At 35.0% G+C, this 23,844-nt stretch carries 26 protein-coding genes; all 26 read right to left on the reverse strand.

Annotation, left to right across the window (positions count from 1 at the left end; genetic code table 11):
* Nucleotide 1: 1 nt before the first annotated feature.
* The 26 genes from J3495_RS04385 to J3495_RS04510 all read right to left on the reverse strand — a co-directional run bounded on the left by J3495_RS04385 (nucleotide 2) and on the right by J3495_RS04510 (nucleotide 23,832).
* Complete coding sequence (locus J3495_RS04385; RefSeq protein WP_210665355.1) at nucleotides 2-3,682, reverse strand: 1-acyl-sn-glycerol-3-phosphate acyltransferase; 3,681 nt, start codon at nucleotides 3,680-3,682, stop codon at nucleotides 2-4.
* 11 nt (nucleotides 3,683-3,693) lie between these two features.
* Nucleotides 3,694-4,878, reverse strand: coding sequence for a DUF2062 domain-containing protein (locus tag J3495_RS04390; protein WP_210665356.1), 1,185 nt, complete (start codon nucleotides 4,876-4,878; stop codon nucleotides 3,694-3,696).
* Nucleotides 4,879-4,896: 18 nt separating this feature from the next.
* Nucleotides 4,897-5,382 (reverse strand): hypothetical protein, encoded by a 486-nt coding sequence (locus J3495_RS04395; protein ID WP_210665357.1) that lies wholly within the window; start codon nucleotides 5,380-5,382, stop codon nucleotides 4,897-4,899.
* 2 nt (nucleotides 5,383-5,384) lie between these two features.
* Complete coding sequence (locus J3495_RS04400; protein ID WP_210665358.1) at nucleotides 5,385-5,756, reverse strand: 3-hydroxyacyl-ACP dehydratase; 372 nt, start codon at nucleotides 5,754-5,756, stop codon at nucleotides 5,385-5,387.
* Between the two features lie 5 nt (nucleotides 5,757-5,761).
* Nucleotides 5,762-6,379, reverse strand: coding sequence for an outer membrane beta-barrel protein (locus tag J3495_RS04405; protein ID WP_210665359.1), 618 nt, complete (start codon nucleotides 6,377-6,379; stop codon nucleotides 5,762-5,764).
* Between the two features lie 12 nt (nucleotides 6,380-6,391).
* Nucleotides 6,392-7,042 carry a hypothetical protein gene (locus J3495_RS04410; protein WP_210665360.1) on the reverse strand — a complete coding sequence of 217 codons (651 nt, stop codon included), beginning with the start codon at nucleotides 7,040-7,042 and terminating at the stop codon, nucleotides 6,392-6,394.
* Complete coding sequence (locus tag J3495_RS04415) at nucleotides 7,008-7,634, reverse strand: LolA family protein (protein WP_210665361.1); 627 nt, start codon at nucleotides 7,632-7,634, stop codon at nucleotides 7,008-7,010. Before J3495_RS04415 ends, J3495_RS04410 begins: the two co-directional genes overlap by 35 nt.
* Nucleotides 7,624-8,400, reverse strand: a complete 777-nt coding sequence (locus J3495_RS04420) for a polysaccharide deacetylase family protein (RefSeq protein ID WP_210665362.1) — start codon at nucleotides 8,398-8,400, stop codon at nucleotides 7,624-7,626. Before J3495_RS04420 ends, J3495_RS04415 begins: the two co-directional genes overlap by 11 nt.
* Nucleotides 8,397-9,458 carry a beta-ketoacyl synthase N-terminal-like domain-containing protein gene (locus J3495_RS04425; protein ID WP_210665363.1) on the reverse strand — a complete coding sequence of 354 codons (1,062 nt, stop codon included), beginning with the start codon at nucleotides 9,456-9,458 and terminating at the stop codon, nucleotides 8,397-8,399. Before J3495_RS04425 ends, J3495_RS04420 begins: the two co-directional genes overlap by 4 nt.
* Nucleotides 9,455-10,657, reverse strand: coding sequence for a beta-ketoacyl-[acyl-carrier-protein] synthase family protein (locus J3495_RS04430; RefSeq protein WP_210665364.1), 1,203 nt, complete (start codon nucleotides 10,655-10,657; stop codon nucleotides 9,455-9,457). The genes J3495_RS04425 and J3495_RS04430 overlap by 4 nt, the downstream gene beginning before the upstream one ends.
* Nucleotides 10,658-10,733: 76 nt before the next feature.
* The gene (locus J3495_RS04435) at nucleotides 10,734-10,991 is read right to left on the reverse strand and encodes a phosphopantetheine-binding protein (RefSeq protein WP_210665365.1); all 258 of its coding nucleotides are present in this window, start codon (nucleotides 10,989-10,991) and stop codon (nucleotides 10,734-10,736) included.
* A gap of 1 nt (nucleotide 10,992) precedes the next feature.
* Nucleotides 10,993-11,610 carry a 3-oxoacyl-ACP synthase gene (locus tag J3495_RS04440; protein WP_210665366.1) on the reverse strand — a complete coding sequence of 206 codons (618 nt, stop codon included), beginning with the start codon at nucleotides 11,608-11,610 and terminating at the stop codon, nucleotides 10,993-10,995.
* A 74-nt stretch (nucleotides 11,611-11,684) separates the two neighbouring features.
* Entirely contained in the window at nucleotides 11,685-12,827 is a 1,143-nt protein-coding gene (locus J3495_RS04445) for a beta-ketoacyl synthase N-terminal-like domain-containing protein (RefSeq protein ID WP_210665367.1), read from the reverse strand.
* A 52-nt stretch (nucleotides 12,828-12,879) separates the two neighbouring features.
* Nucleotides 12,880-13,329 (reverse strand): acyl-CoA thioesterase, encoded by a 450-nt coding sequence (locus tag J3495_RS04450; RefSeq protein ID WP_210665368.1) that lies wholly within the window; start codon nucleotides 13,327-13,329, stop codon nucleotides 12,880-12,882.
* Entirely contained in the window at nucleotides 13,304-14,587 is a 1,284-nt protein-coding gene (locus tag J3495_RS04455) for an ABC transporter permease (protein WP_210665369.1), read from the reverse strand. The genes J3495_RS04450 and J3495_RS04455 overlap by 26 nt, the downstream gene beginning before the upstream one ends.
* Nucleotides 14,577-15,329 carry an ABC transporter ATP-binding protein gene (locus J3495_RS04460; protein WP_210665370.1) on the reverse strand — a complete coding sequence of 251 codons (753 nt, stop codon included), beginning with the start codon at nucleotides 15,327-15,329 and terminating at the stop codon, nucleotides 14,577-14,579. Before J3495_RS04460 ends, J3495_RS04455 begins: the two co-directional genes overlap by 11 nt.
* Nucleotides 15,330-15,336: 7 nt before the next feature.
* Nucleotides 15,337-16,335, reverse strand: a complete 999-nt coding sequence (locus tag J3495_RS04465; RefSeq protein WP_210665371.1) for a BtrH N-terminal domain-containing protein — start codon at nucleotides 16,333-16,335, stop codon at nucleotides 15,337-15,339.
* Nucleotides 16,335-16,739: a hypothetical protein gene (locus J3495_RS04470; protein ID WP_210665372.1), complete on the reverse strand. Its 405-nt coding sequence runs from the start codon at nucleotides 16,737-16,739 to the stop codon at nucleotides 16,335-16,337. Before J3495_RS04470 ends, J3495_RS04465 begins: the two co-directional genes overlap by 1 nt.
* 23 nt (nucleotides 16,740-16,762) lie before the next feature.
* Nucleotides 16,763-17,227 (reverse strand): ABC transporter permease, encoded by a 465-nt coding sequence (locus J3495_RS04475; RefSeq protein WP_210665373.1) that lies wholly within the window; start codon nucleotides 17,225-17,227, stop codon nucleotides 16,763-16,765.
* A gap of 9 nt (nucleotides 17,228-17,236) precedes the next feature.
* Complete coding sequence (locus J3495_RS04480) at nucleotides 17,237-17,668, reverse strand: hypothetical protein (RefSeq protein ID WP_210665374.1); 432 nt, start codon at nucleotides 17,666-17,668, stop codon at nucleotides 17,237-17,239.
* Entirely contained in the window at nucleotides 17,668-18,801 is a 1,134-nt protein-coding gene (locus J3495_RS04485) for a beta-ketoacyl-ACP synthase III (RefSeq protein WP_210665375.1), read from the reverse strand. Before J3495_RS04485 ends, J3495_RS04480 begins: the two co-directional genes overlap by 1 nt.
* A 17-nt stretch (nucleotides 18,802-18,818) precedes the next feature.
* Nucleotides 18,819-19,721, reverse strand: coding sequence for a dialkylrecorsinol condensing enzyme DarA (locus J3495_RS04490; protein ID WP_210665376.1), 903 nt, complete (start codon nucleotides 19,719-19,721; stop codon nucleotides 18,819-18,821).
* A gap of 43 nt (nucleotides 19,722-19,764) precedes the next feature.
* A complete protein-coding gene (locus J3495_RS04495) occupies nucleotides 19,765-21,405 on the reverse strand; it encodes a phytoene desaturase family protein (protein WP_210665377.1) in 1,641 nt (546 codons plus the stop codon).
* Nucleotides 21,406-21,474: 69 nt separating this feature from the next.
* Nucleotides 21,475-22,350 carry an LpxL/LpxP family acyltransferase gene (locus J3495_RS04500; protein ID WP_210665378.1) on the reverse strand — a complete coding sequence of 292 codons (876 nt, stop codon included), beginning with the start codon at nucleotides 22,348-22,350 and terminating at the stop codon, nucleotides 21,475-21,477.
* Nucleotides 22,350-22,604: an acyl carrier protein gene (locus J3495_RS04505; protein ID WP_210665379.1), complete on the reverse strand. Its 255-nt coding sequence runs from the start codon at nucleotides 22,602-22,604 to the stop codon at nucleotides 22,350-22,352. Before J3495_RS04505 ends, J3495_RS04500 begins: the two co-directional genes overlap by 1 nt.
* On the reverse strand, nucleotides 22,597-23,832 hold the full coding sequence (locus J3495_RS04510) for a beta-ketoacyl-[acyl-carrier-protein] synthase family protein (protein ID WP_210665380.1): 1,236 nt from the start codon (nucleotides 23,830-23,832) through the stop codon (nucleotides 22,597-22,599). Before J3495_RS04510 ends, J3495_RS04505 begins: the two co-directional genes overlap by 8 nt.
* Nucleotides 23,833-23,844 lie beyond the last annotated feature (12 nt).

Below are 23,844 nucleotides of genomic sequence, written 5' to 3' on the forward strand. Positions count from 1 at the left end.
ACTATTTTTTCTTTAACACGATTATTTGGTTTTCTTCTGAAATTATTGCAAAATCTAAAGTAAGCAAAGTGCTTTTTAAACTCGAACTATTGACCAAAATAACACAAGAAGTCGTTGCGATCACTTTTTCCAGATCATTTTTATATTCTTCATCGGAAATTAAAACGGCGTCATATTGATTTTTTAGTATTGATTCTAAATTTTCAAAATAAGAGATTTTTCTTTTTCTAACGATATAATTGGTTTTAGCAACGGCGACTTTTTCTGCATCAAAAGCATACGAATCTATTTTTCGAAGGGGTTCCTGCAAGGCCAATAATAAATCCAATTGACCGTAATCATTGGCTAAATGCAGTATTTTGGCTTTCGCCGAAAGGTACTTGTTAAGATGATAATAGGTTGCTAAATTGATATTCAAATTGCTTTTTACACTTTTTATGATTTCCATTTCTTTGTAATCATAACTATTGATTAGCATTTTTTTGAAATACTCCGGACCTTCCAATTCCTGACGGATTCGGGTGTGCTGCGCTTTAAAAAACGTGCTTAGTTGTTTGGTTCTTTCGGTATAATTTTTCCCGAAAGTATTGTTTTCAAGTGTAATTCTGTCCAAAATAGAAACTGTGATGGTGCTGTCATAAATAACAAAATCTCCTTTCGGAATAGCCTCGGAAGCACCGTGAATCACGATCGGAATAATGTCTAAATTGAATTGCTCGGCAAGGAAAAAAGCACCTTTATGAAAACGTTTAATAACATTGTTCTCAGAACGCGTTCCTTCAGGAAAAACCATCAAAGAGTAGCCTTCTTCTACTTTTTTGCGCAAATGTTCTATTCCGCCTTCAATGCCTTCCGAGACAGGGTAGAAGCCTGCTTTTCTAACAGTGGCTCCAAAAATAGGCGAGTTGTACACCCAATCACTTACTAAAAAAATGATTTTAGGGCTCAACATTCCGACTGCCAAAATATCTAAAAACGATGAGTGATTGGCAATAAGAATCGCAGGTTTATCAAAAGTTTCGTTATGAGTATTGATGATTTTTTTTCTAAGAAAAGGATTCGAATACAAAACCGATTTCATAAATTTTGAAATGAAATAACGGAAACCTTTCATTTTTGTTTTTTCGCTAAACGGAAGAATTCGCATAAAAGTCAAACTGAAAAGCGACATCAAAATTCCGCCCATTCCATAATAGAAAAAAGAGGCTACACCATGCAAGAAAGACCGTAATTGAAAAGGTGCTTTCCCGTTCTTTGGCCTATTCGATAAAAATAATTTGAACAGAATTGGGTAGAAAATAAAGGTGATAATGAGCGCCGCAAAAACCCCGATTAACGAAACAGCTGAAATGGATCTCAGTGCAGGATGCTCCGCAAAAATCATAGCACCAATTCCCAAAATAGTCGTGATTACCGCTAGAATAATGGATGTTCTATAAATTGCAATTTCGTTTTTTCCGTTGGTATACTCTTTTTGTAGCGCACTGGTCATAAAAATACTAAAATCAACTCCATGACCAAAAATCAGCGTACAAACAATCATACTGAATATATTCATTTGAATGCCAAAAATCCCCATAATACCAGCGGTCACAATTCCCGTTAAGGCAATCGGAATGCAGCTGACAATGACCAATTCTACTCTTCGGAAGAAGAAAAACAAAATTAGAATAACGGCTATAAAAGAATAATTTACAAGTGAATTGAAGTCGGTTTTTAAAGTGCTAAAAAACGTCTCATTCATTTGCTGACGGTCAATGGCAATAAGTTTTGTTTTGGCTTCAGCTGATTTTACAAAAGCGTCCCGCTGTTGTGGTGTCACTTTTACCAAAGTAGAAATCGTAAAAAAACCATCTTTTTGCGTTACAAATTCACCCAATTGTAAAGCCTTAATTTTGAGATATTCTTGAGCCGAAATAGTTTTGAAATCCGTATTCAAATGTTCAAAAAAAGCAGTATATGTTGTGGGTTTAAAACCCAATTTAGCTCCTTCAGCAATCAGTTGCGATTGTAGCAGTTGCTTTTTACTCCCATCCCAGAAAGAATTCCATTTAGCAATTTTCTGCTGTTGTTCTTTTTGCGAAAGCATGATACCGCCAACAGAACTATAACTAAGAATTTTTTGTTGTTGTTTTTCTTTTGCAAGTGCTTCAAAAAGCTTTGTATTGTTTTGCAAAACTTCTTCCATAGTGTTTCCGTAAGAAGCCAGATAAATGGTTTTAGAGGTTAGGCTGGAGCTTTCTTCAAGTTCTTTTTCGGCAGCTTTTATGTCTTTCGGAATAAAATTCAATTGTGAGAGATCGTTATTAAAACCGACATTATTGTAAGTAAAACAGCAAATAATCGTGATTAAAACACAAAATCCGATAAGGAATTTATTATTATGAAAAGAGAAATGAGCCAGTTTATCAATAATATTTTTTTTGTTTTCTGTAGTATTGTCTTTTGGATGATACAAATGTGGCACGATCAAAAGAGAGAAAAAAGCCGAAGCCATTACGATCACAGCCGCAAAAATACCTAAGTCGTTGAGGGCTTCAGACTTTACAAATAGCAGACATAAAAAGGCAACAGCTGTAGTAGAACTACTCATAATCAAAGGCATCGTAATGTCTTTGTATAATGTTTTTACATCGCTGTTGTGTTTGTAGTGCGTCAGAATATGAATAGAATAATCGATCGTGATTCCCAGTAAAATAGAACCAATTCCGAGGGAAATGGCAGATATTTTTTCTTTCACAAAATATAAAAAGGCAATTGCGAACAAAGCACCAAAAACTGTCGGTAGAAAAATAATAAGCGGAATGTATATTTTTCGATAAAACAAAATCAGAATCAGCATCAGCGTGACCATTGCGATAGTGGTGGTCAGGATAATATCGCTTTTGATCTGATTAGCGTTAGCAACCGCAATTAAGGCAGAACCAAAATAACTTGTAGACGTTTTGGTTTTGAATTGTTGGTTTAAATGATTTTGGATAGATGCCAGTTTTTCTGCAAAAAGCGTGTTTTTTTCGGTTTCGCTTGATGGAATAGAAGAAGTGATAAAAAGTAATAATTTCTTTTTATCCTTGGTCATTACAAAGCCATTATCAAGCGTAAAATCGTCACCAATATTCAGTTGCTGTAATTTTTTAAGAGCAATAAAAGAAATCCCGAGCGGGTCTTGCAAAATAAAATCTTTTGTAATGAATCCCGAAGGGGAGATAATAGACTTGTAATTGCTCTGTACCGTAGCCGCAATACTGTCTTTTTGCAATTTTTCCTGAATGGCAGCGTAATCTTTATTGTCTAAAAATAAAGGAAGATTGTTGTACACAAAATCAATCGTTTCCTGAATGTTTTCTTCGTCAACTTTTCCTTGAATTCCGGTGACATAAGGTTTGCAGGAGAGAGCTACACTGTCTGAAAAAGCGGTTGCCATTTCTTTTAAATCTTCGGCAGTTCCTTTTTTTTCTAGATGAAAAATGACGGTAATTTTATCAGCAAAATTAAGCTGTTTGAGCACTTTTGCTGTGGCATCAGATTTGTCGTTGGTTGGAATAAGTTTGGTAATATCTTCTTCAAATTTAATTTGAGAGGCAAAAAAACCAAACAGAAAAAGCATCGCCACAGCCAATGCAACCGATAAGGATTTTCTCCGGTTTACAAAAAGATGAATGGCGTAAAAGTAGTGATGCATTGGTAATATTGTTATTGAGGTTTGTGTTTCATTTTATGAAAAAAAGTCAAAAGCAAGTATGTTACCAAGCCAGACAAAAGCGCGGAAACAGTTGCTAAAATAAGACTTCCTACGATATATTGTGTTGCATTTTGCTGAATATCTTCCAGCGAAAGCGAACTGTCTAAAACCAGCGGAGTTGTGCCAGATACAAAATAGCTGCCTACCTTTAGAGATCCAAAAATTAAGAAGGGTATAAAAGGCGGGAAACTCACATTGGAAGCCATATAGGCAATAATTTTGTTGAGTTTTAGCAATGTGGCAAAAAACAAAAGCAGTAGGGTTTGAAATCCCCAAAAAGGAGAAATTCCGATAAAAACACCCAGAGCAATAGCTGCTGATTTTTTGAAATTGGAATCTTTACTTTCTAAAATATCTTCTAAAAAGAATTTCTTAAACCCTTTTTTTTTTGCTTTTCGAAAAAAATCTCTCGGTTTAATGTAGAGTAAAGCATTGATTACCAAAACGGTATTTAAGATACTGATTCGCGTAAAATCTTTAAAAGGCCGAAAGTGCGAAACTCTTTCGGTGGGATCATATAATATTTGAATTGGAATGTTTTTTACTAAAATTCCTTTCCACGAAGAACGAACGATGACCTCAATTTCGAATTCAAATTTATTGGTATAATATTTTTTAGGAATAAGTTGAAGCGGATACAATCGGAAACCAGATTGTGTATCATCGAGTTTTATGCCAGTTTCGAACCAAAACCAGAAATTAGAAAATTTGTTTCCGAAACTGCTTTTCTTAGGTACATTTTCTTGTGTCATATTCCGACTTCCGATCAGCAAAGAATGAGGCAATTTTTGAATTTCTGTAATAAAATTTGGAATATCAGCAGCAAAATGCTGGCCGTCAGAATCTATCGAAATAGCGTATTCAAAATTCATCTCGATTGCTTTTTTGAATCCGTTTCGCAAAGCCATTCCTTTTCCTGAATTTTTAGGATGGTGAATTTGTGTAAGTTGTGAATATTGCTGTAAAATAGCACTTGTCTCATCAGTCGATCCGTCATTGACCACAATAATATTTGGAGTATAATCCAGAATCGAATCCAACACTCTTTTGAGCGTTTTGTGGTTATTGTACGTGGGTACAATAACACAAAAATGTGTCGCATCCAGAAGTTCTTGCTGTGATAAAGTAGGTTTCATGAGGTTTTTTTGCTTTCGCTACTTTGCAGATTGTTTTTCTTTGGCAGAAAAACTTTTAGATTGTACAATAAAGGCTTTTATATATTCTTTTAATGTAGCATTTTGTTCGTTAATATGCGCAATGATAAAGGCTTTGTCTTCTTTTATATTTTTTTTGTAACCGGTAATACCCGGAACATTTTCCTGAATACTCAATCGGATCATTCTGATTTCTACAGAATTGGGTTCGCTGGTTATGGTAGATTCTAATAATTTGGCTCCTTCTTTAAAACGGTTCATTTTAGAAGAAAGTTTTTTTTCGTATTTCGAGTCCAATAAAATAGAAGCGGCTTTGTAAGCCACCAAAATAGTCTCATCCGTGTTGGCGATTCCCGCTAATTTAGCAGTAAATTCTTTGGCATTTGCTTCTGATTTACCAACAGTAGGATACATTTTTCTAATCGAAGCAATGTCAGGAGCACTTATCACGGTGATCCATAGTATCAGGGCAGCAAACAGTTTCATAATTACAATTTTTTATAAGCACTGCTTAGTTTCAAAGCAACGGTATCTTTAAAATAAGTGGTATTTTTCACTTTTACCAAATCATCTTCGGTTTTGGTAATATCCAATTCTAAGCGTAATTCAGGAGTAGCCTCAGGATTGATCAGGGCCATAAATTTTACATTGGTTAGCGTTTGCATAAACAACGCACTTTCTGTTATTGATTCTGAAAGTTCTTTTATAATCTGAATCATGCAAACTCCCGGCATAATAGGATTTCCGGGAAAATGACCCTTGAAAACTTCATGTTTTTCATTGACCAAAATAGTGAAAGTGTATTTTGAATCGGATGTTTTTTCTTCCGAAAGTATTTTGTAAAAATCTTGTAAAACCATATTTTTTATTTTTTTCCGCCAAATGAATACGAAACCCCTAACTGAAAATTGATATTTGTATTGTAATCTCTAAACCAGTAATCATTATTTCCGTTATTACTGCCATAATAATCACTATCTAAAACATCAACAAAACCTTTTTTAAAGCGCGCTTCAAAGGCCAAACCAGAAGGCAAACGATATCCAAATCCTGCAACAAGAGTCAAATCAACATCGGTGTTTTCATAAATCAAATTATCTTGTAATCTAAAATCGACCGTTGGGCCAGCCATTACCTGAAATCCCCCATTAAACGTAAATTTATTAATCATAGCCAGCGACAAATAATCGATTTCTAAATTGCGCGACACCGTAATATCCTCTCCGGTATCGGTGTTGTAGCCAATATATGTTTTTATGTTATTAGAGCCTTGTCTAATATAAGTGATTTCGGGCTGTAAAGCGTATACTTTTGTTAGGTTGATTTCACCAAAAGCACCCAGATAAAAATCAGTTTTATAATCAGATTGCGTATTCGAAAATGTCGAGAAAGCAGCTCCAGTTCTCAAACCAGGTTTAAAAGTTACCTGAGCATTACTCACACCAGCAAGTAAAAAAATAGCGATTACAATAATTTTTTTCATATTTTACCAATATTAATTTGAAGAGTTTTCTTCAGATTTAAAATAATTCAACGTAATCCTTAACTTTATATTTTGATGAATAATCTCAATTTTCTCAGCAAAAATATTATTTTCTGAACTAAAAGTGAGTGTTATTTTTTCTTTTGTTTTAGAAGAATGAATGAGTTGTTCTAATTTTTGATCTTTTTTGGATAAAAACAAGTAATTGTCCCGATTACCATCGGTCGATTTATAAATATCGAAGCTATCATTTTCAAATTGTCCCTGAATCTGATACTTTTTTTTAAGCAATAATCCAAAATCCTTTTTTAAGGTATTAATTAGTATTTTTCTGTCGAGTTCCGATACGATCGAATTGACTTTAAAACTGGTTTCAGAAATTTCAAAATCCATTAGTTTATTGCCAAATTCGGTGGTAAAGACAATGCGATGTATGGTATCATTTATTTTTTTGGCAATAAAAATTCCCGATAATTCATTTCCGTAAACCGAGATGTTGGCTTTGTAAACATAATCAATAGTAGCATCCGAAAAATACGGCGCTTCGTAAGTGGTTTTGTCTACTTTTTTTGGAGTATAATTTTTTGTAACGGAGCCACAAGAAATAATAAAAATCGCCAAAAAGCAATTAATTAGTAAAAACTGAATCGTCGATTTTTGCATTGATCACTTTGTTTTTAAGTACTATTCGGGTATAATCTTCTGAAGATTCTAAAAGTTTTACCTGCACAACGGTAGCTTCTTCTTTATCAAAAGTCAGTTCAATTTGTTTGATATATTTTTTCAGTGTACCATCTTTTGGGATAAATTTTGCTAAGTTTTGTCCTTTTAATTTAAAATAAGAGATCGTAAACTCTTTATCATCAAACATATCACCACTCACACTGCCAATAATTAATTTATTGATGCGGGCAAAAATCTTGCTGTTGCCAATATCCATAGCGCTTTTTTTGCCTTCGTCGTTAATCAAAATTTTGCCGTTTTTAAAAACGATACTATAATTGTATGGTTTTTTGTATTGCCATTGCAGCAAATTAGGCTCTTTAAAAATCATTTTACCCGAGGTTTCAATATCTTTCGATAAAAAATCCATGTGTTTGTACTGAACAAAATCGGTACTTAAGGTCTTGATTTTTTTAGAAACTACATTGACGCTTTCTTTAAAAGAAGCAATTTCTGCCGTTGTCATCTTTTGTTCTTGAGCAGACAAATGGCTTGAAATAAGTAGAATCAAAAACAATATTTTAGTTTTCATAAGCTTTAATATTCAGAAGTTCTTCGATCGAAACGACTTGATAATTGTGTTGTTTCAGGAATTGCAAAAACTGTTCCAGTACCAAAACCGAGTGTGGAGCGGTATCATGCAAAAGTACGATTCCCCCAGGAGAAATTCGTTTTATAATTCGATTGAAAATTAAATTTTGATTTTTTGTTCCCCCGTCAAGCGAACGAATATTCCAACCGATGACTTTGTGATCGGTTTTTTTTAAAGCTCTCCGAATTGAAGGTGTTGTTACTCCATAAGGAGGCCTGAAAAAATTGATTTTTTTTAATGTGAATTTTTCTAAAAGCGCATCAGTTTTTGAGATTTCTGCGGCTATTTGTTTTGCATTATAAAAATCAAAAAAAGGAGAATGACCATAAGAATGATTACCAACTAGGTGTCCGTCGTCTACAATTTTTTTGATAATCTCAGGATGTGTTTCAATATTTTTTCCAATGCAAAAAAAAGCAGCTTTTGCGTCATATTTTTTTAGAAGTTCTAAAATTTCTAAAGTAAAAATACTTGGGCCATCATCAAAAGTAATCGCTATTTTTTTTCCGGTTTCTAATGGATTGCTGCAAAATGCCTTGACATGATAATTGGATGAAATTCTTGAAGAAAATAAGGCATTTATGCCCAACCAAATTATAGAAATTGCAAAAAAACACCAAAAATGGATTGCCGTATAAAGATTCAGAAGAAGCAGTAAAAGCAATAAAAAAATAAAAAATAACGATATTTTTTTATGCGTTATCATTTTGATAGTAACGTAAAACTATGATTTTTTCCCTTGTATTGATTGTACAGCAAAATAGTATTGTAAGCAGGTTTTTCAACCGAATTTACTTTTATGATGTTAGGAATTTCTTGTGTTTGAATCACTTTTGAAGCTATCCATAAGCCAAAAGCCGAAGCCGTATTAAATTCACCACTCAAATGTTTGTAGTACAATTGCGGGGTTTGTGCAAAAGTATTTCGAGCCAAATTTTTATAATAAGAATCAAAATGAGCATCTCCATTAAAACCTAAAACCACTGCATCAATATCTGAAATCTGAAGATTATTGGTTTTCAAAAAGGCTAAAATTTCAGTTTCAACTTCGTTTTCTTCAAGGCTATTTATAATTTCGACATCCAGAATTTGAGCGTAAGTGCTTTCTTTTCTTTCATTTTCTAAAACAAAAAAACTTGCACCTTCGCCATAAACCACTCCAGTTGAAGTTTCTTTCAAGACATCAAAAGGTGTTTCCTGATCGTTTTTAACAAATCCTGCCAACTTATAAAGTGACATCGTATAATCGGTGTTTTCGTCTATTCCGCCCACTAAAATTGAGCTGGCTTCCTCTTCTTCGATTTGCAATTTAGCATCCAAAAGAGCAGATTCAAAAGAAACTACTCCATTTACATACGTAAAATTATATCCTTTGCATTGCATTAAAAGTGCAATTTGAGCACCTACGGTATTGTGCGTAGATTGGATAAATGATGTTGGCGTTAGAAACTCCTCGTTATTGTCCAGAATGTTTTTTAGAAATCTGTCAGAGTCCTCGATGCAGCCCATACCGGTTCCGGTGATGATGGCATCGACTTTTTCGGTATTCGAATCTTTCATGGCCAAAGCCGATGCTACAATTCCGTTTTTCACTCCTTTTGCCATTCTTCGGCTTGCAGCTGGCGAAACGTATTCTTTGTACTCAGGTTTTACTAGTGTAAAAACCGTATCTTTTTGATTGTAAACGGCTTCTTCCAAAAAAACAGTATCAAATGTTTTTTGAGTCGAAATACAACCTACTCCATTTATATATGTTTTTTTCATTCGTTTTTTGAAAATATAAGAGTAGAACAATTTCCTCCAAATCCAAAAGAATTAGAGAGAACATGCTCGATATTTTTATTTTTTAAAGTGGTTTGTGGCGTCAAATTAAATTCTTCCATCGGGCTTTCAAAATTCAAATTAGGGTAAACCGTACCGTGCTGAATGGCCAAAACGCTATAAACGGCCTCGATAGCTGCTGCTGCGGCCAAAGTGTGTCCCGTAAAAGGTTTTGTCGAGCTAAAATCAGGCACTTTTTCGTCTTGGTAAATGCGCAGAATTGCTCTTCCTTCAGACAAATCATTATTTGGAGTTGCTGTTCCGTGCACGTTGATATAATCAATTTCAGAAGGTTGTAAGCCAGAAACTTCAAAGGCTTTTTTCATCGCCAAATAAGCACCATCTCCATTTTCTGAAGAAGCTGTTTGATGAAAAGCATCATTGGCATTGCCATAACCCGAAACGCGAGCCAGTACTTTTTTGTTTTGTTTTTTCACCACTTCATCTGATTCTAAAACCAAAAAAGCAGCAGCTTCACCCAAATTTAATCCTTTACGATCGTTATCAAAAGGTTTGTTGTAACCATCTGATAAAATCATCAAAGTCTTAAATCCGTTGATGGTAAATTTTGCCAAACCGTCGGTTCCGCCCACAATCACGCGGTCAAGTTTGCCGCTTTTAATCAGTCTGGCTCCCAACATAATTGAGTTAGCAGCAGATGAACAAGCAGTACTTATTGTAGTCACGATTCCTTTTAATCCAAGTTCCTCCGCAATTTTTTCTGCAACATCTCCACCATCATGACAACTAATGTATCGTACTAGCTCAGGATCTTTAAAATAATCGTAATAATATTTCTCAGTAATGTCCATTCCGCCAACACTTGTAGCCGAAATAAGCCCAGTTCTAAATTCGTTTATCGAAGTAATTCCAGCGTTTTCAACCGCTTGTTTGGCAGCTAGAGTTCCTATTAGCGCTGTTCTGGAATAGTTATTATCTGCAGGAAGATGCAATTCGTTGGCCAATTCTTCATTGGTTTTTTTAATTTCTCCTACCTTAATAACATCAGCATGAACTGTCGAAATATTTTCGATACGAGTTATAGCCGGTTTTTCATGTAGTAATGAATAGAAATTTTCTTCAACTGAATTTCCAATTGAAGAAATAATCCCCATTCCTGTTATTGCAACTCCTTTGCTCATTCAATTTTAGAGTTAAGATTTTTGATTGTAGATCAGGCTTTATTAAAGTTTTAAATTTTGATAAAGCTTAAAAAAACTATTTTGTTCTATTGGCCTGAATATATGCTGCCATTGTCTCGATAGATTGAAAAATTGTTTTTCCTTCTTTCGGGTCTACCAATTTTATTCCGTAATCTTTATCCAAAATTACAATCAATTCTAGGGCATCAATCGAGTCTAAACCCAAACCGTCTCCAAATAAAGGATCATTATCATGGATATCCTCAAGGGTAATGTCTTCAAGGTTTAGAGTAGTGATAATTTTATTTTTTAATTCTTCTTTTAATGCTTCCATGTTATTTATTGTATAGGGTTTTAATCGTTTGGTTTTTATATTTTGTATTTTCCTCTTTACTAATTGTGCAGAGAAACGCTTTGTAATTGTCATCAAAAAATTCGACCCAGCCACACAGGACACTATCTGCTTTATCTGAATCTAATAAAATGTTCGCATAATGCGACATAAATTCGGTATTAAAGGCATCAAATATAAAGAAAGAATTTTCACTTTTCAGCTGATGGCGGATACTTATTTCGCCCAAACAAATATTTGGCAAAGTATAGACAAAAACAGCTGGGCTCGGAAAATAATTTTCTTTGTCTGAAATCGATTCTTGGTACTTCACATCGGTATCCAAACTCGACGAATTATTGGCGAGAATCAAGGCAATATTATTTTCTTTTTCTGATGAAGTTATGGGGCTCAAGAGTAATTCTGCTCCTAAAAAAGCCAATTTACTCAAAGCATCCATTTTGAAAAACTTTGGGTATTGAATATCAAAATTACGATACGCTTGTTTAGAAAAATCGCCAAAAGTGGTTGGTTCTGCTTTGAATATAGAAGTTCCGTTCAAAACAATTTCGTTGTTTTCAATCGTGCAATAATCGTGTATGTAGGTTTTTTTTGGAGTCATTTTTAGTGGTTTGTCCCATTTTCAACTATTTTCAAAAATGCTGTAAAATAGTTTTTTCTTTTTTAAATATTGTTTTATGATTTCACTTTCTCAAAAACCACAGCCGTATTACAACCTCCAAAACCAGAAGCTGTTTTTAGGAATAAATCAATATTTTTATTTTCATTTTTACGAATAACGTGTATAGATTCGCTTACACCAATTTCGTCAAAACCTTTCGATTCAAAAAGTATATTCTGATTTACAGATTCTATCGCAATCACGGTTTCTAGCAATCCAGAGGCTCCCAAAGTATGACCGTAATAGCCTTTCAGACTGTTTATTGGGATATTTTGTAAACCTAAACGATTCAAAGCAATGGCTTCCATCTCGTCGTTAAATGGAGTTGCAGTTCCGTGGGCAGAAATATAGTCTAGTTTTTCGGGTTGAATTTGAGCTTCTTTTAAAGCATTTTGTATGCTTCGGAATAAACCTTCACCCGTTCTCGAAGGTCCCGAAATATGATTGGCATCGTTTATCGAACTATCGCCAATGATTTTTATTTGTGCGTTTTTGGCTTCCGCCGAAATTAAAACTGCTGCTGTTGCTTCGCCCAAACTTACGCCCGTTCTGTTTTCGGAATAGGGTTTGCAAGGCAAGTCGCTCATCGCTTGAAAAGCATTAAAACCAGACAAAACAAATTCTGAAACTTCGTCGCCAGCAACTACAAAAGCGTGGTCGTACAAACCAGACTGAATCATTCTTTTGGCAACAGAAATAGCTAAAACACCCGAAACACAAGCATTTGAAACCACTATAGGTTGTGTTGTGAATCCGAAAAAGTCAGCCACATTTTTTGCCAGAACATCCAAATGAGCATTCTGAAAGCCTTCTTCAGAGTTTGGGATTAATGCGGTAACATTTCCTTTTGTGGTCGAAAGTACAAAAGCCACTTTCGAATCTAAAGTAATTTGAGATTTTTTGACAATCGGCTCTAAAGCCAAAATCATCATTTTTTCTAATCTTGAATATTTTTTATCAGTACTAATTTTTTCAAAAGCACCGTTTATTTTTTCGTCAGAAATGATGGCCGCATAAAAAGAAATCGGCATCAAGGAAGTATTTTCATGCAATTGGATACCCGTATTGCCGCCCTTAATGGCTTCGATATTCGATACGACATCAAATCCTAAAGGCGTGATACAATTGGTTTGCGTGATGTATATTTCTCTTGTCATTTTATTCTTTTTATTCCTGTAAGCTTTTTTTGTGACCTTGTAGGTTTACTTTTTATTTTAATAGCCCCACTTTTTTCTTCCATTCTTCATAAAAAGGAGGATTTGTAAGCATTAAATTTCCTTCTTTATCTACAAAAACCTGAACAGTTTCTCCAGTGCAGGCTACTTCGCCCTTTTCATCAATTATTTTAAAACGATAGATCATTTTGGCTGCGGGTGTATCTACAACCGTTGTTTCTATGGTTACAACATCGCCATAACGTAGCGATAATTTATGTTCGCATTGCGATTTAACAATAGGCGTTGTATACCCAGTGTTGCCAATATCTAAATAGGTAAGTCCGTGCTGGCGACCAAACGCTTCTCTTCCGTCCTCAAAATAGGTAATGTAATTTCCGTGCCACACGATTCCCAATGGATCAGTTTCGTTAAAACGAATTCTAATTTCGTGCGAGACCGTTAATGCAGTTGCCTCCTTATACTGTTCTTTTCTTTTTGTCATAAAATAAAGCGATGGATGTTGTGAGAATAAAAAACAAAAATAACAAACTTATTTTTGGAATGATTTCGAAGAAAGATACGTTGCGTAATAAAACATCGTAAAAAGCTTCTAATGCCCAGTTCATCGGTGATGATTTGGCGATAATCTGCATGATTTTTGGCATAGCAAAAACGGGCACCCAAACCCCTCCAATGGCGGCCAGAATGATCACGCTTGTTGCGCCAAACGGTGCCGATTGTTCTTGAGTGCTGGCGACAGTTCCTAATAAAATACCAAACCCAATAGCAGCAAATCCAGAGAATAGTGCTACGATACTCATTAAAAACAGATGTCCTTCAACATTTAAAGAAGGTAAGCCAATATGCGGAAATAAAAATATAGCCACTGCCACCATCATATAAAATTGAATCATACAGATGGCAGAATAGGTGATCGTTTTACCAATGATGACAATCAGGTTGGATACTGGATTGGTCAATAATCGCACAAAAGTTCCTTGTGATTTTTCTTTTACAATATTGATAGACAGAGGAATTACAATAAAAAATATCGCAAAAAGTGTCCATGCCGGAACGTTGTGCTGCACCGAATTTGGTCGGATTTCTTTGTTGTTTATTTTTGGAATTATTTCTTTAAAAGTAATAAAACTCTTTTGTTCGAATTTAGCATTTCCTTCTCCCAACTGATTTTGAAAAGTAGTATAGATAGATTGAGTTTCGATTTGTGAAATCATTTTGTCTATCGAACTCATTACTGCATTTTTGAAACTCATCTGAACTGCCGGATCAAAATACAATTTTACTTCCTTCTGTTTGATGGTTTTAGGCAAAGACAGTGGCGCCGTACTATTGGTCAAGCCGATGCTGCTCACAATATTTTCTACATTTTGATCAATTTTAGATTGAAGATCAACACTTAATTTTGCCGGTATCACGATCGCTAATTGAAACTTTCCTTTATAAACCGCTTCTTTGGCAACCTCTTCAGTAATAGGTTGGTTATCGATTTGTGTGACAACAGTAAATAAGTTACTTTTCTCTAAATTATCAAAAACAGTTTTAGAAACGGCACCTTTGTCATTATCGACCAATAAAATTTGAATTTTATTGTCGCTAATGGTTTTAAAAGTACTGTCTTGTATCAGGGTAACCGTAATAACGAGTACCAGTGGCATTATAAATAAAATAATGAGACCTCCTAAATCACGTTTTAGTAATAGAAATTCTTTTACTACCGACATCCCTATTTTATGCACCATCTCTAAACTCTTTACCGGTTAATGAAATAAAAACATCTTCAAGATTACGAGCTTCTTCGATAGAAGCAATCAAGCTTGAAGGCGTTCCTTGCGCATAAATTTTTCCTCTGTCCAAAATAGCAATATTGGTACAAAAATCCTCAGCTTCTCCTAAGTGATGAGAAGTATAAATAATGGTAGTTCCGTTTTGATTGAGCACTTTCAAATAATCAATAATAGCGTTTCTAGATTGTACATCAACACCCACAGTCGGTTCATCCAAAAATAAAACCTTAGGATTGTGAAGAATTCCGGCAATCAAATTTACTCTGCGTTTCATTCCGCCCGAAAAGGTTTCGATGCGTTTGTCTGCAAATTTCAATAAACCCAAAAGGTCCAATGTTTCGATCACTTTGTCTTTTAAGTTAGAGCCTTTCAAACCATACATACTTCCAAAATAATGCAAATTTTCTCTGGCAGTTAGGGTAGGGTATAACGCATATTCCTGCGGAACAACGCCGATAATTTTTTTGATTTTTAAAGCGTTTTGAGCGTAGTTTAAACCATCAATCGTAAAATGACCTGAGGTTGGCTTTACCAATCCGCAAAGCATGGAAATCAAGGTTGTTTTTCCGGCACCATTCGGACCTAATAATCCAAAAATCTGACCTTCATTTATCTCCAGCGAAACAGCGTTCAAAGAATACAGGTCTGCATTTTTGTACTTTTTGGATAAGGATTCTATTTTAATAATGGATTGCAAAATATAATTAGCGGATTGCTTTTTTTAGTTTTTTGAAAAAGATTTCTTCTCTATTGGCAATGCTCAAAAGTTCGTCGGCAATGGTGTTGTATGCATCTTCTTTGACACTTCTGTTTTTATAAATTCGGGACGCTTCAACAGCAAAATTGCGCCATGCATCGCCAATTTGAGTCATTTCTTTCGATAATATTTTTAATTCTTCATTCTCTAAAACAACCGACGCTTCCTGTAAAAATGCAGCATATATAAAACGAAAACCTCCGCCTCCAGTGCCTATTTCTTCTTGCATACGTACCATTTGTGCCAAATAATGATTGGCTTTTTTAGTACCGTGTTTTACAGGCCATTTTCTAATTTGTTTCGATACATATTTTATTCCGCTCACGCCAATAAGAGGCAATGGTGCCAACATATCGCGGCACGTATTTTTGATTCCTTTTATGATGGCACTTTTTAGGTCAAGTGTGGCAGGAGTGTTTATCGGGTAATACATTTGTCCTTTGGGAGCAAAAGCGCCTTTTGCAAAACGTACTTTGTCTAATTCATCATGTGTTAAGGTTGTAACGGTTTCCATTACAGGATCACTAACCAAATAATCGGTCTCGGTTTTGCCATAAACCACGAGATTGTGTGCATTAAAGTGAAAACGGTATTCATCAGGAAAATAACTCAAATGATACACCCCAACTTGTAAACCTGTGGCAATATTATTTTTCAAATTAGCTTCCAAAGCTTCGTTTGCACTAGCTACAGAAGAGAATTTTTGTCTTTTTATTTTTAAATGTAAACGACTTGCCAGTTTGTTAAAAATTTGTCCCGGCAATGATCTGTAACTTATCGCTGGAGCATGATTTACTTTTAGAAAAGGCAAATACACAAAAAAAAGTCCCGAACCAATTCCAAAAACCATTGGTTCACTGATATGGAGTCCGTTGTTTTTTAACAAATTCGAAGCTACTCCATTTTCGCAATGAGCAGATTGATGATGTGTAAAAGTAGTTTGCATTACGCTGTTTTAATGTTTTTTAATTCGGCTACCGAAATATCAAAAGTATCGGCATATTTTTGTAAAATGGCAGGACTTAGTTTGGCAAAGATAGCGGGTTTAAAATGTCTTTTTACACGCCATTTCCACATTCCTACGTAACTTGCCAAAATGGTAAGATCCATTTTATTGATTTCCATATAATAGCAAATCGGACTCACTTCGCCATTTTCTACTTGTTGTTTTGCGTCTGCAATACGTTCATTTATCTCATCAATAGAATTTGAAAGAGCAATCGTTTTGGGTTCCCAACCAGTACTTAAAGCAGTAGTATAATTGCCATTTTCATCGGTAGCATACACTAACTCTTTTAAATTACTTTGAGTCAAATTGCCTTTGTCTTGTGGTACTTTTTCTTTTTCCATGACATTGTTATTTTTGAAATGAATTATTGCGCGACTGAAATGGTTTTCTGAATGAATAAATTAATTTCGCATTCCAGAAGTATTTTTTCTTCCAGTAAGCTCTGACAGCTCATGGTACATAAAGTATAATCGTCTCCCACAAATTTTGAAACCAACGTTGATTTGGTTTTTATGGTATCGCCTACTTTTGGTAAAGCATGGATTTTTACATTTTTTAAGGCACTTATAAAACCAATTACGCTGGCATTTTCATCTACATCTCCTTCTTCGTCTACAAAATATTTTTGTCCTACTATCGAGGAGCAAGTTTGCGCAGTGTTTTCGATTAACCCAGCTTCTATAAAAACCCCGTTATCTACAAAAATATTATCCTCTTTGATCAAAAAAGTAGTATCTACAGAATGGGCATCCAAACTCAAAATTAGATCAACCATAAGCAATGGAGCTCGGTGAGGAAGGTAATTCTGGATGTCAATAGTAGTGCTCATGTGATTGTATTATTTTGCCAAAATGGTTTTCATTTGTCCATTGGCAATTTCTTCATTATTCAAAGTTGTCACAATATTTACCAGTGTAATTCCGGCAAATTCCTGCAAAATAGTAATCGTAGATTGAACCTCGTCATTTATTTTTGGCAGTTTCTTAATTTCAATTTCTTTGATAGAACCAATGTATCCCGTTGGAGCTTTTTCGTTTCGTAAAAAAAAACAATAACCTGTATGCAAAGCCACAGATTGTGCCATATGTTCTACTAATCCAGCTTCTAAAAAAGTATCATTATCAAAAAAAATATTGTCTTCCTTGATCTCTAAACCAGCAACTAAAGAAGTTTCTGTAAATAAATAGAGTTTGTCTACCATGACAAAAGGAAACTTTTGAGGCAGTAGATTTTCGACAGCATTTTTTTCTAAAAGTAATGTTTTTTCCATTAGCAAACCGTTAAATAGGCGTAGGCAAAAGAGAATCTTCCGCTTTCAGGCACTGATAAAAGAATGTGATCGCCTTTTTTTAATTTTCCTGAATTCATTAATTCTTCAACAGCCAAATAAATCGAAGCCGAACCAACATTTCCAACTCTAGAAAGATTCATAAACCATTTTTCATCCGTCATTCCGATTCCTTTTTCGTGCAATCCTTTCTTTAAACCTTCAACAAAGAAGTTCGAAGAAACGTGCGGAATAAAATAATCGACCTGATCTGATGTAATTTTATTTTTATCCATGGCGTCTTTCATGCTTTCAGCTCCTTTAGATAAAATAAATTGATCCAGTAATTTTACATCTTGTTTGATGGCAAAAACAGACTCATTTAGCCATTGTTCGGGAGCATAATCACTCCATGCTTTGATCTCGCCATTTTCCTGCTTTTCGCCACCTGCGTACATACAAGTTTCTAATTCGTAGGCATACGAAAAGGCTTCCATCCATTCTATTTTTAAAGAAATTGGGCCTTTTGGTTTATTTTCTAATAAAAAAGCACCTGCTCCATCAGATAACATCCAACGTAAAAAATCTTTTTTGAAAGCAATAATAGGCTGTTCTTCCAGGCTTTTTAAGTTAGCCGCTTCGTGGTTGTACATTTGAGCGTTAAGCCAGGTCGAAACTTTTTCAGAACCGGTACAGATGGCATTTTTAGAATTTCCTGATCGTACAGAAAGAAAACCAAATTTTAAAGAATTCATTCCCGCACAGCAAACTCCGGTAGAAGAATTCAGCTCAACCGATTTGTTTTTTAATAAACCGTGTACCATCGCAGCATGTGAAGGCAAGAAAATATCCGGGGTCGAGGTACCACAAGAAAGCACTTCCAGATCCTGACTGGTAAAATTTTCGTCAAATAATTGTGCGATAGCATTTTGGGTCAATTCGGCATTGCTATGAGTGCTTTTTCCGTTTTTATCAATAGCATAATAACGACTGACAATTTTATTATTTCTTAAAATAATACGTCTCGCTTTTGAAGCGGCATCATTAATAAGACCCAAATAGCCTTCCATTTCGTCGTTAGAAACAGCTTCATTTGGCAAATATTTTGCGGCTTTGGTAATATATACTTCAAACATAATCTAATTTCGTCTTCTTAAACCCCTTGATAATATTGAGTTTCTTTTTTAATTGTTTTTAATTTGAATGGATAGGTAATGAGGTGCAATATATACACTATTGGTGAGATTAACCATATTGCAAGGAATAAATAAACATTAAATACTTTTAGGAGTGTTTTTCTGTTTTTTTGATTTTTATAAATCAAATTTGACCATTTATCAAAAATTTTGTTAGCTGTTTTGTCAACTGTTACCAGATAAGGACTTATGCGAACAGCATCAATAGCTAGCAATTCGGTTTGCAAATCGGTATAATTATTTTGATTGAAATGTTTAAAAATAACGGCTCCAAATTTATCAGATTCCTGAATGTCTTTCTCTGAAACACCGGGCAAAGGAAAAATACCAAGATATTTTTTCTTAACACCAGAAAACATCCATTCGACAATAGTAATAACACTTATGAGATTTCCTACTCGATCTACCAAAGCTACATTTCCAATCAGTTTTGCATTGGCTTCTTTTAGCAAAACTTTTATTTTTTCCTGTGCCATAATCCACATATTTCGGGAACCACTAATGGTAACAACCGGTGTATTTTGAAGCATTTTTTTTGCTTCGGAACTTTTTAGAAATGAATTAACAGGAATCGAAGGCGACAAATACCAAACCTGATAATGCAAAAGAATCAGGTCGTATTTTGTGTTTACAATACTTTCTGAAACGGGTTGCAATGTTGTTGGAATTTGCTTAAACGATTCAGGAAAAGCATCAAAAAAAGCATTTTTGTTCCAGGGAAACGGAAAAGGCTTCTCTAATTTGATGTCGAGAAAAGTTACTTGTATATCATCTGAATCCAAGAATGGTTTTGCAATATTTCTTGCAATCGATTCCAGTTGCCCAGATTGAGAGTAATAAATTACGAGAACATTTTTCATCTTTGGTTGGTTGGTTTTGGTGGTGACAAAAATAGCGTTTTTTTTAAACGAATTTTCGCATTTTGTCCGAACGTTTAACGTGTACCCATTCTGGCCATGTAGCTGGGTCTTCAGCATCGTAAATTCGGATTTTTTGATCAGGATTTGCTACCAGCAAATCATCAATATGACAATCTAAAATTGCCGCTGCAGCCGATACTCCTGAAAAAGAAGCTCCTGTTACGCCATGCGAAAGTGTGCTAGCGCCGCAAAGAAATAAGTTTTCGATTTCTGATTTATTTTTAAAGGCAAAAGGCCCCACCTGATTTAATGTTTTTTCGGTTCCGTACACATTTCCGTTTGATGAATTGATGTAGAATTCGTTTGTTTTTGGAGTTCCTAATTCAGCCTGAATGATATGTTTTTTAGCATTCGGAATTACTTTTTCGACATTGTTCATCAGTTTTTCGATGACTTTTTCTTTAAAGATCATGTACTCTTCACTGTGATAATCATCCGAACCATCGCAATTTGGAATATGGTCGTAGTTGACATACGTTACAATTTCAAAATTATGATAGCGACCATTAAAACTCGGAGGATCTTTGAGTGTTGTACAGCTCATGAATAAGGCAGGAAACGAATCACCTTCGGCGATAGTGTTGCTCATTAAATCCTCAAAATTGGCATCGTCGTTTTCGTCTTTCATCATCCAGATGTTTCCAGAATCAATTCCGTAAAGGGTTACATCCATATCCAATGTCAAAAAAAGAATGAGCGATGTAACAGAATATTTTGTGTTTTTTAGTTTTTTGATAAGTGAATTGCTCAAATGTTCTTTACCAACCAGGTTGAGGTAGGTGATAGAAGGATCTGCATTTGAAATGATGTTTTTGGCAAAAATTTGCTGTCCGTCTTTCAATTGTACGCCAACGGCTTTTTTATTTTCAATAAGAATTTTTGCTACATTTTGCTTCACGCGAATTTCTCCTCCGTGTTTTTTAACGCCATTGGTCATCGCTTTTATGATACCGCCACCGCCGCCCATCGGATAAAAACCACCGTTAAAATAGTGTCCCATTACAGAACAATGCACAGGAAAGCAAGCTCTTTTTGGCGGTAGTCCGTGATCGCCACATTGTATATTAAGAACCGATTTTAGCGTAGCGTCTTTAATATGCCAACCGATTACTTTTTTGAGAGGAAATAAAGCAAATTTTCCAAAATGTTTCGTTCGAAACGGAACGGTTAATTTTTGCCAGAGACCTTTTAGTTTTGGTATTAACTGTAATTCTTCGTTTACTTTTTGAACTAGCGAAAGGTATTCACGAATATTTTTTTCTTCTTTTGGAAAATAATGGCAAAGTTGGTCTTTTAAGTTTTCAAGTCCAGCGGGCAAATCAAAAGTTTGATTGCCAATTAAACAATGTTCGTAAGCCTCTTTATTCATACGGAAGAAAACCAAATCATTGGCAATCCCGAGTGCCGAATAGAGGCCATGAGTAGATTGACCTTCTTCTACAAGACCAACATAGTGTACACCCGGACTAAAACGCTGTCCGTTTAAGGTAAAACTATGACTCCAGCCGCCAGGTACATAATGCTGTTCCAGAACCAATACTTTTTGTCCTGCTTTTGCTAAACAAATGGCTGTAGCTAAGCCACCAACTCCTGAACCTATAATAATCGAATCGAACTCTTTCATGCTTGTTTTTATGATTGCTAAAGTTTAAAAAGAATATTTAGGATTGTGTTTTTTAATCGCGATTATTCTCTATAGTTTATTCCAAAAATCAAAATAATTAAACCATTGAAGCGGATATTTTTGAACAATGCTTTCGACACTTTTTATATATTCTTTTAGCAATGCTTTTTCGTCACGGTGTTTTACAGTGGCTTCTCTGGCATACAAATGGTAATGTAGTTTTGGCTCTTTCATTACATAAACAAAAACTACAGGTACTTTTAATCGCGACGCAATCAAGAATGGCCCCGCTGGAAAATGAGCTTCTTCGCCCAGAATGCTGTCGGTTAGTGATTTGGTTCCTTCAAAATACCGGTCGCCGGTAAAGCAAATCAGTTCGTTGTTTGACAAAGCCGCATTGATCTCAAAAATATGCGACAAATCTTCCCGAATGATGATAAATTTTACAGTTGGTTTTTTGGCAATACTTTCAAGATAATTCTTAATTGCCGAATGTTCTAAATCTGTAGTGACCAAGTTGATCTGAAAGTCAAGATCAATTTCGCCTAAAAAATGTTCAGCAATTTCAAAATTTCCCATGTGCGCACTTATAAGTACACCACCTTTTTTTTCTGCCAAAAGTTTTTTTAGAATCTCAATTCCGTCAAACTCGTAGGTAAATTTATTTCGCATTCCTGCCGAAATAGAAATTTTGTCAATAATAGTCTGTCCAAAAGTGTAGTAACTTTTAAACACCATTTTTTTGGATTTAAGATATGAAAACCCAAGCCTTTCTTTAAAATAATAAAAAATGGCTCGATTGCTTTTTTTGAGAAAAAGAAAATAATACGATGCTACAAAATATAACAAAAAATAGGCGGATGTAACACCCACCTTTTGTATCAAAAAAACGAATATTCTATAGCCTAGAACGGTTCCTTTTGATTTTCCATCCCATTTGCTCATTAAACTGCTTTGGCTTTAAGTTTAGCTTCAATAAGGTCGTAGAAACTTTTAAAAGAAGCAACCTCTAAAAAATCGGCTTCTACCAGTTTTACGCCAAAATTAGATTCTATAGAAACCACCAAATCTACATAGTCAAGACTATCTAGTCCCAGAGTTTCCTTTAGGTTAGCATCTGGTTCAATGTCGTCTTGATCCACTTCAAATTCTTCAACCAAAAAGCCATTAATTTTTTGTATAATCTCTTCTTTATTCATCACTCAATTTAAACTTTTTAACTACCAACGCAGAGTTGGTTCCTCCAAACCCGAAGGAGTTCGACAAAAATATATCAAATTTTTTGTTTAACGTAGTTTTAACTAAATTTAATTTTGCGGCATCTTCATCAGGATTTTCTAAATTAATGTTGGGTGCGATAAAATCGTGCTGCATCATTAGGATAGAGTAGATAATTTCGCTTGCTCCGGCCATCCAACATTCGTGACCCGTCATTGATTTGGTAGAGCTTACATAAGGATTTTTCTCTCCAAAAACTTCAAAAATAGCTTTTGCTTCATTATCATCTCCAAGCGGAGTTGAGGTGGCATGAGCATTTATATATTCTATGTCGGTCGCTTTTAGTTGTGCATCATCGAGCGCTCTTTGCATGGCAGTTGCGGGGCCTTCTACATTTGGAGTCGAAATATGTCCTCCGTTGGAAGAGAAACCGTAACCTGAAACCTCTGCAATAATAGTAGCGCCTCGTGCTATTGCCGATTCATAACTTTCTAATATTAAAGTTGCGCCACCACCGCTTGGAACAAGTCCGTCACGACTTGAATCAAAAGGTCTTGAGGCTTTTGTGGGTTCGTCTTCTCGTGGAGAAAAAACGCCCAGACCATCAAAACTGCACATGGCATATTTATTGATTTCCTGCGATCCGCCACATATAATAATGTCCTGAAAACCACTTTTTATTAAAAAATAAGCCAAACCAATAGAATGTGAGCCACTCGCACAGGCAGCACTTACGGTAAGATTGATTCCTCTTAGTTTGAAAATGGTAGAAAGATTCATCGTTACGGTAGAGTTCATCGACTTAAAAATGGCACCAGAACCAATTAGTGCGGTGTCTTTTTTTTCACGAACAATATCTATTGTCTCAATAATAGCTCTTGAAACGCTGTCATTGCCATACATAATTCCAACTTCGCGATGATCAAAAAAAGCATCATCAATTTTTGCATTTTCAAGAGCCTGAATAGTCGCCATATAAGCATATTCGGTCTCTTCACCAATACTCATGCGTTGTCTGCGAGAAAGTAAGTTTTTTAAATCAGGTTTCGGAACCCTACCTGTTAAGGCAGATTGAAAGCCAAATTCTTTTCTTTCGGCATCAAAATGGATTCCCGATTTTCCATGATATAATGATTCTTTCACTTCCTCCAGCGACGTTCCGATACAGGAATAAATTCCCATTCCAGTAATAACAACTCTCCTGTTCATTGTCTTTTAAAG

The sequence above is a fragment of the Flavobacterium geliluteum genome, from assembly GCF_017948595.1.
GTDB lineage: Bacteria > Bacteroidota > Bacteroidia > Flavobacteriales > Flavobacteriaceae > Flavobacterium > Flavobacterium flavipigmentatum.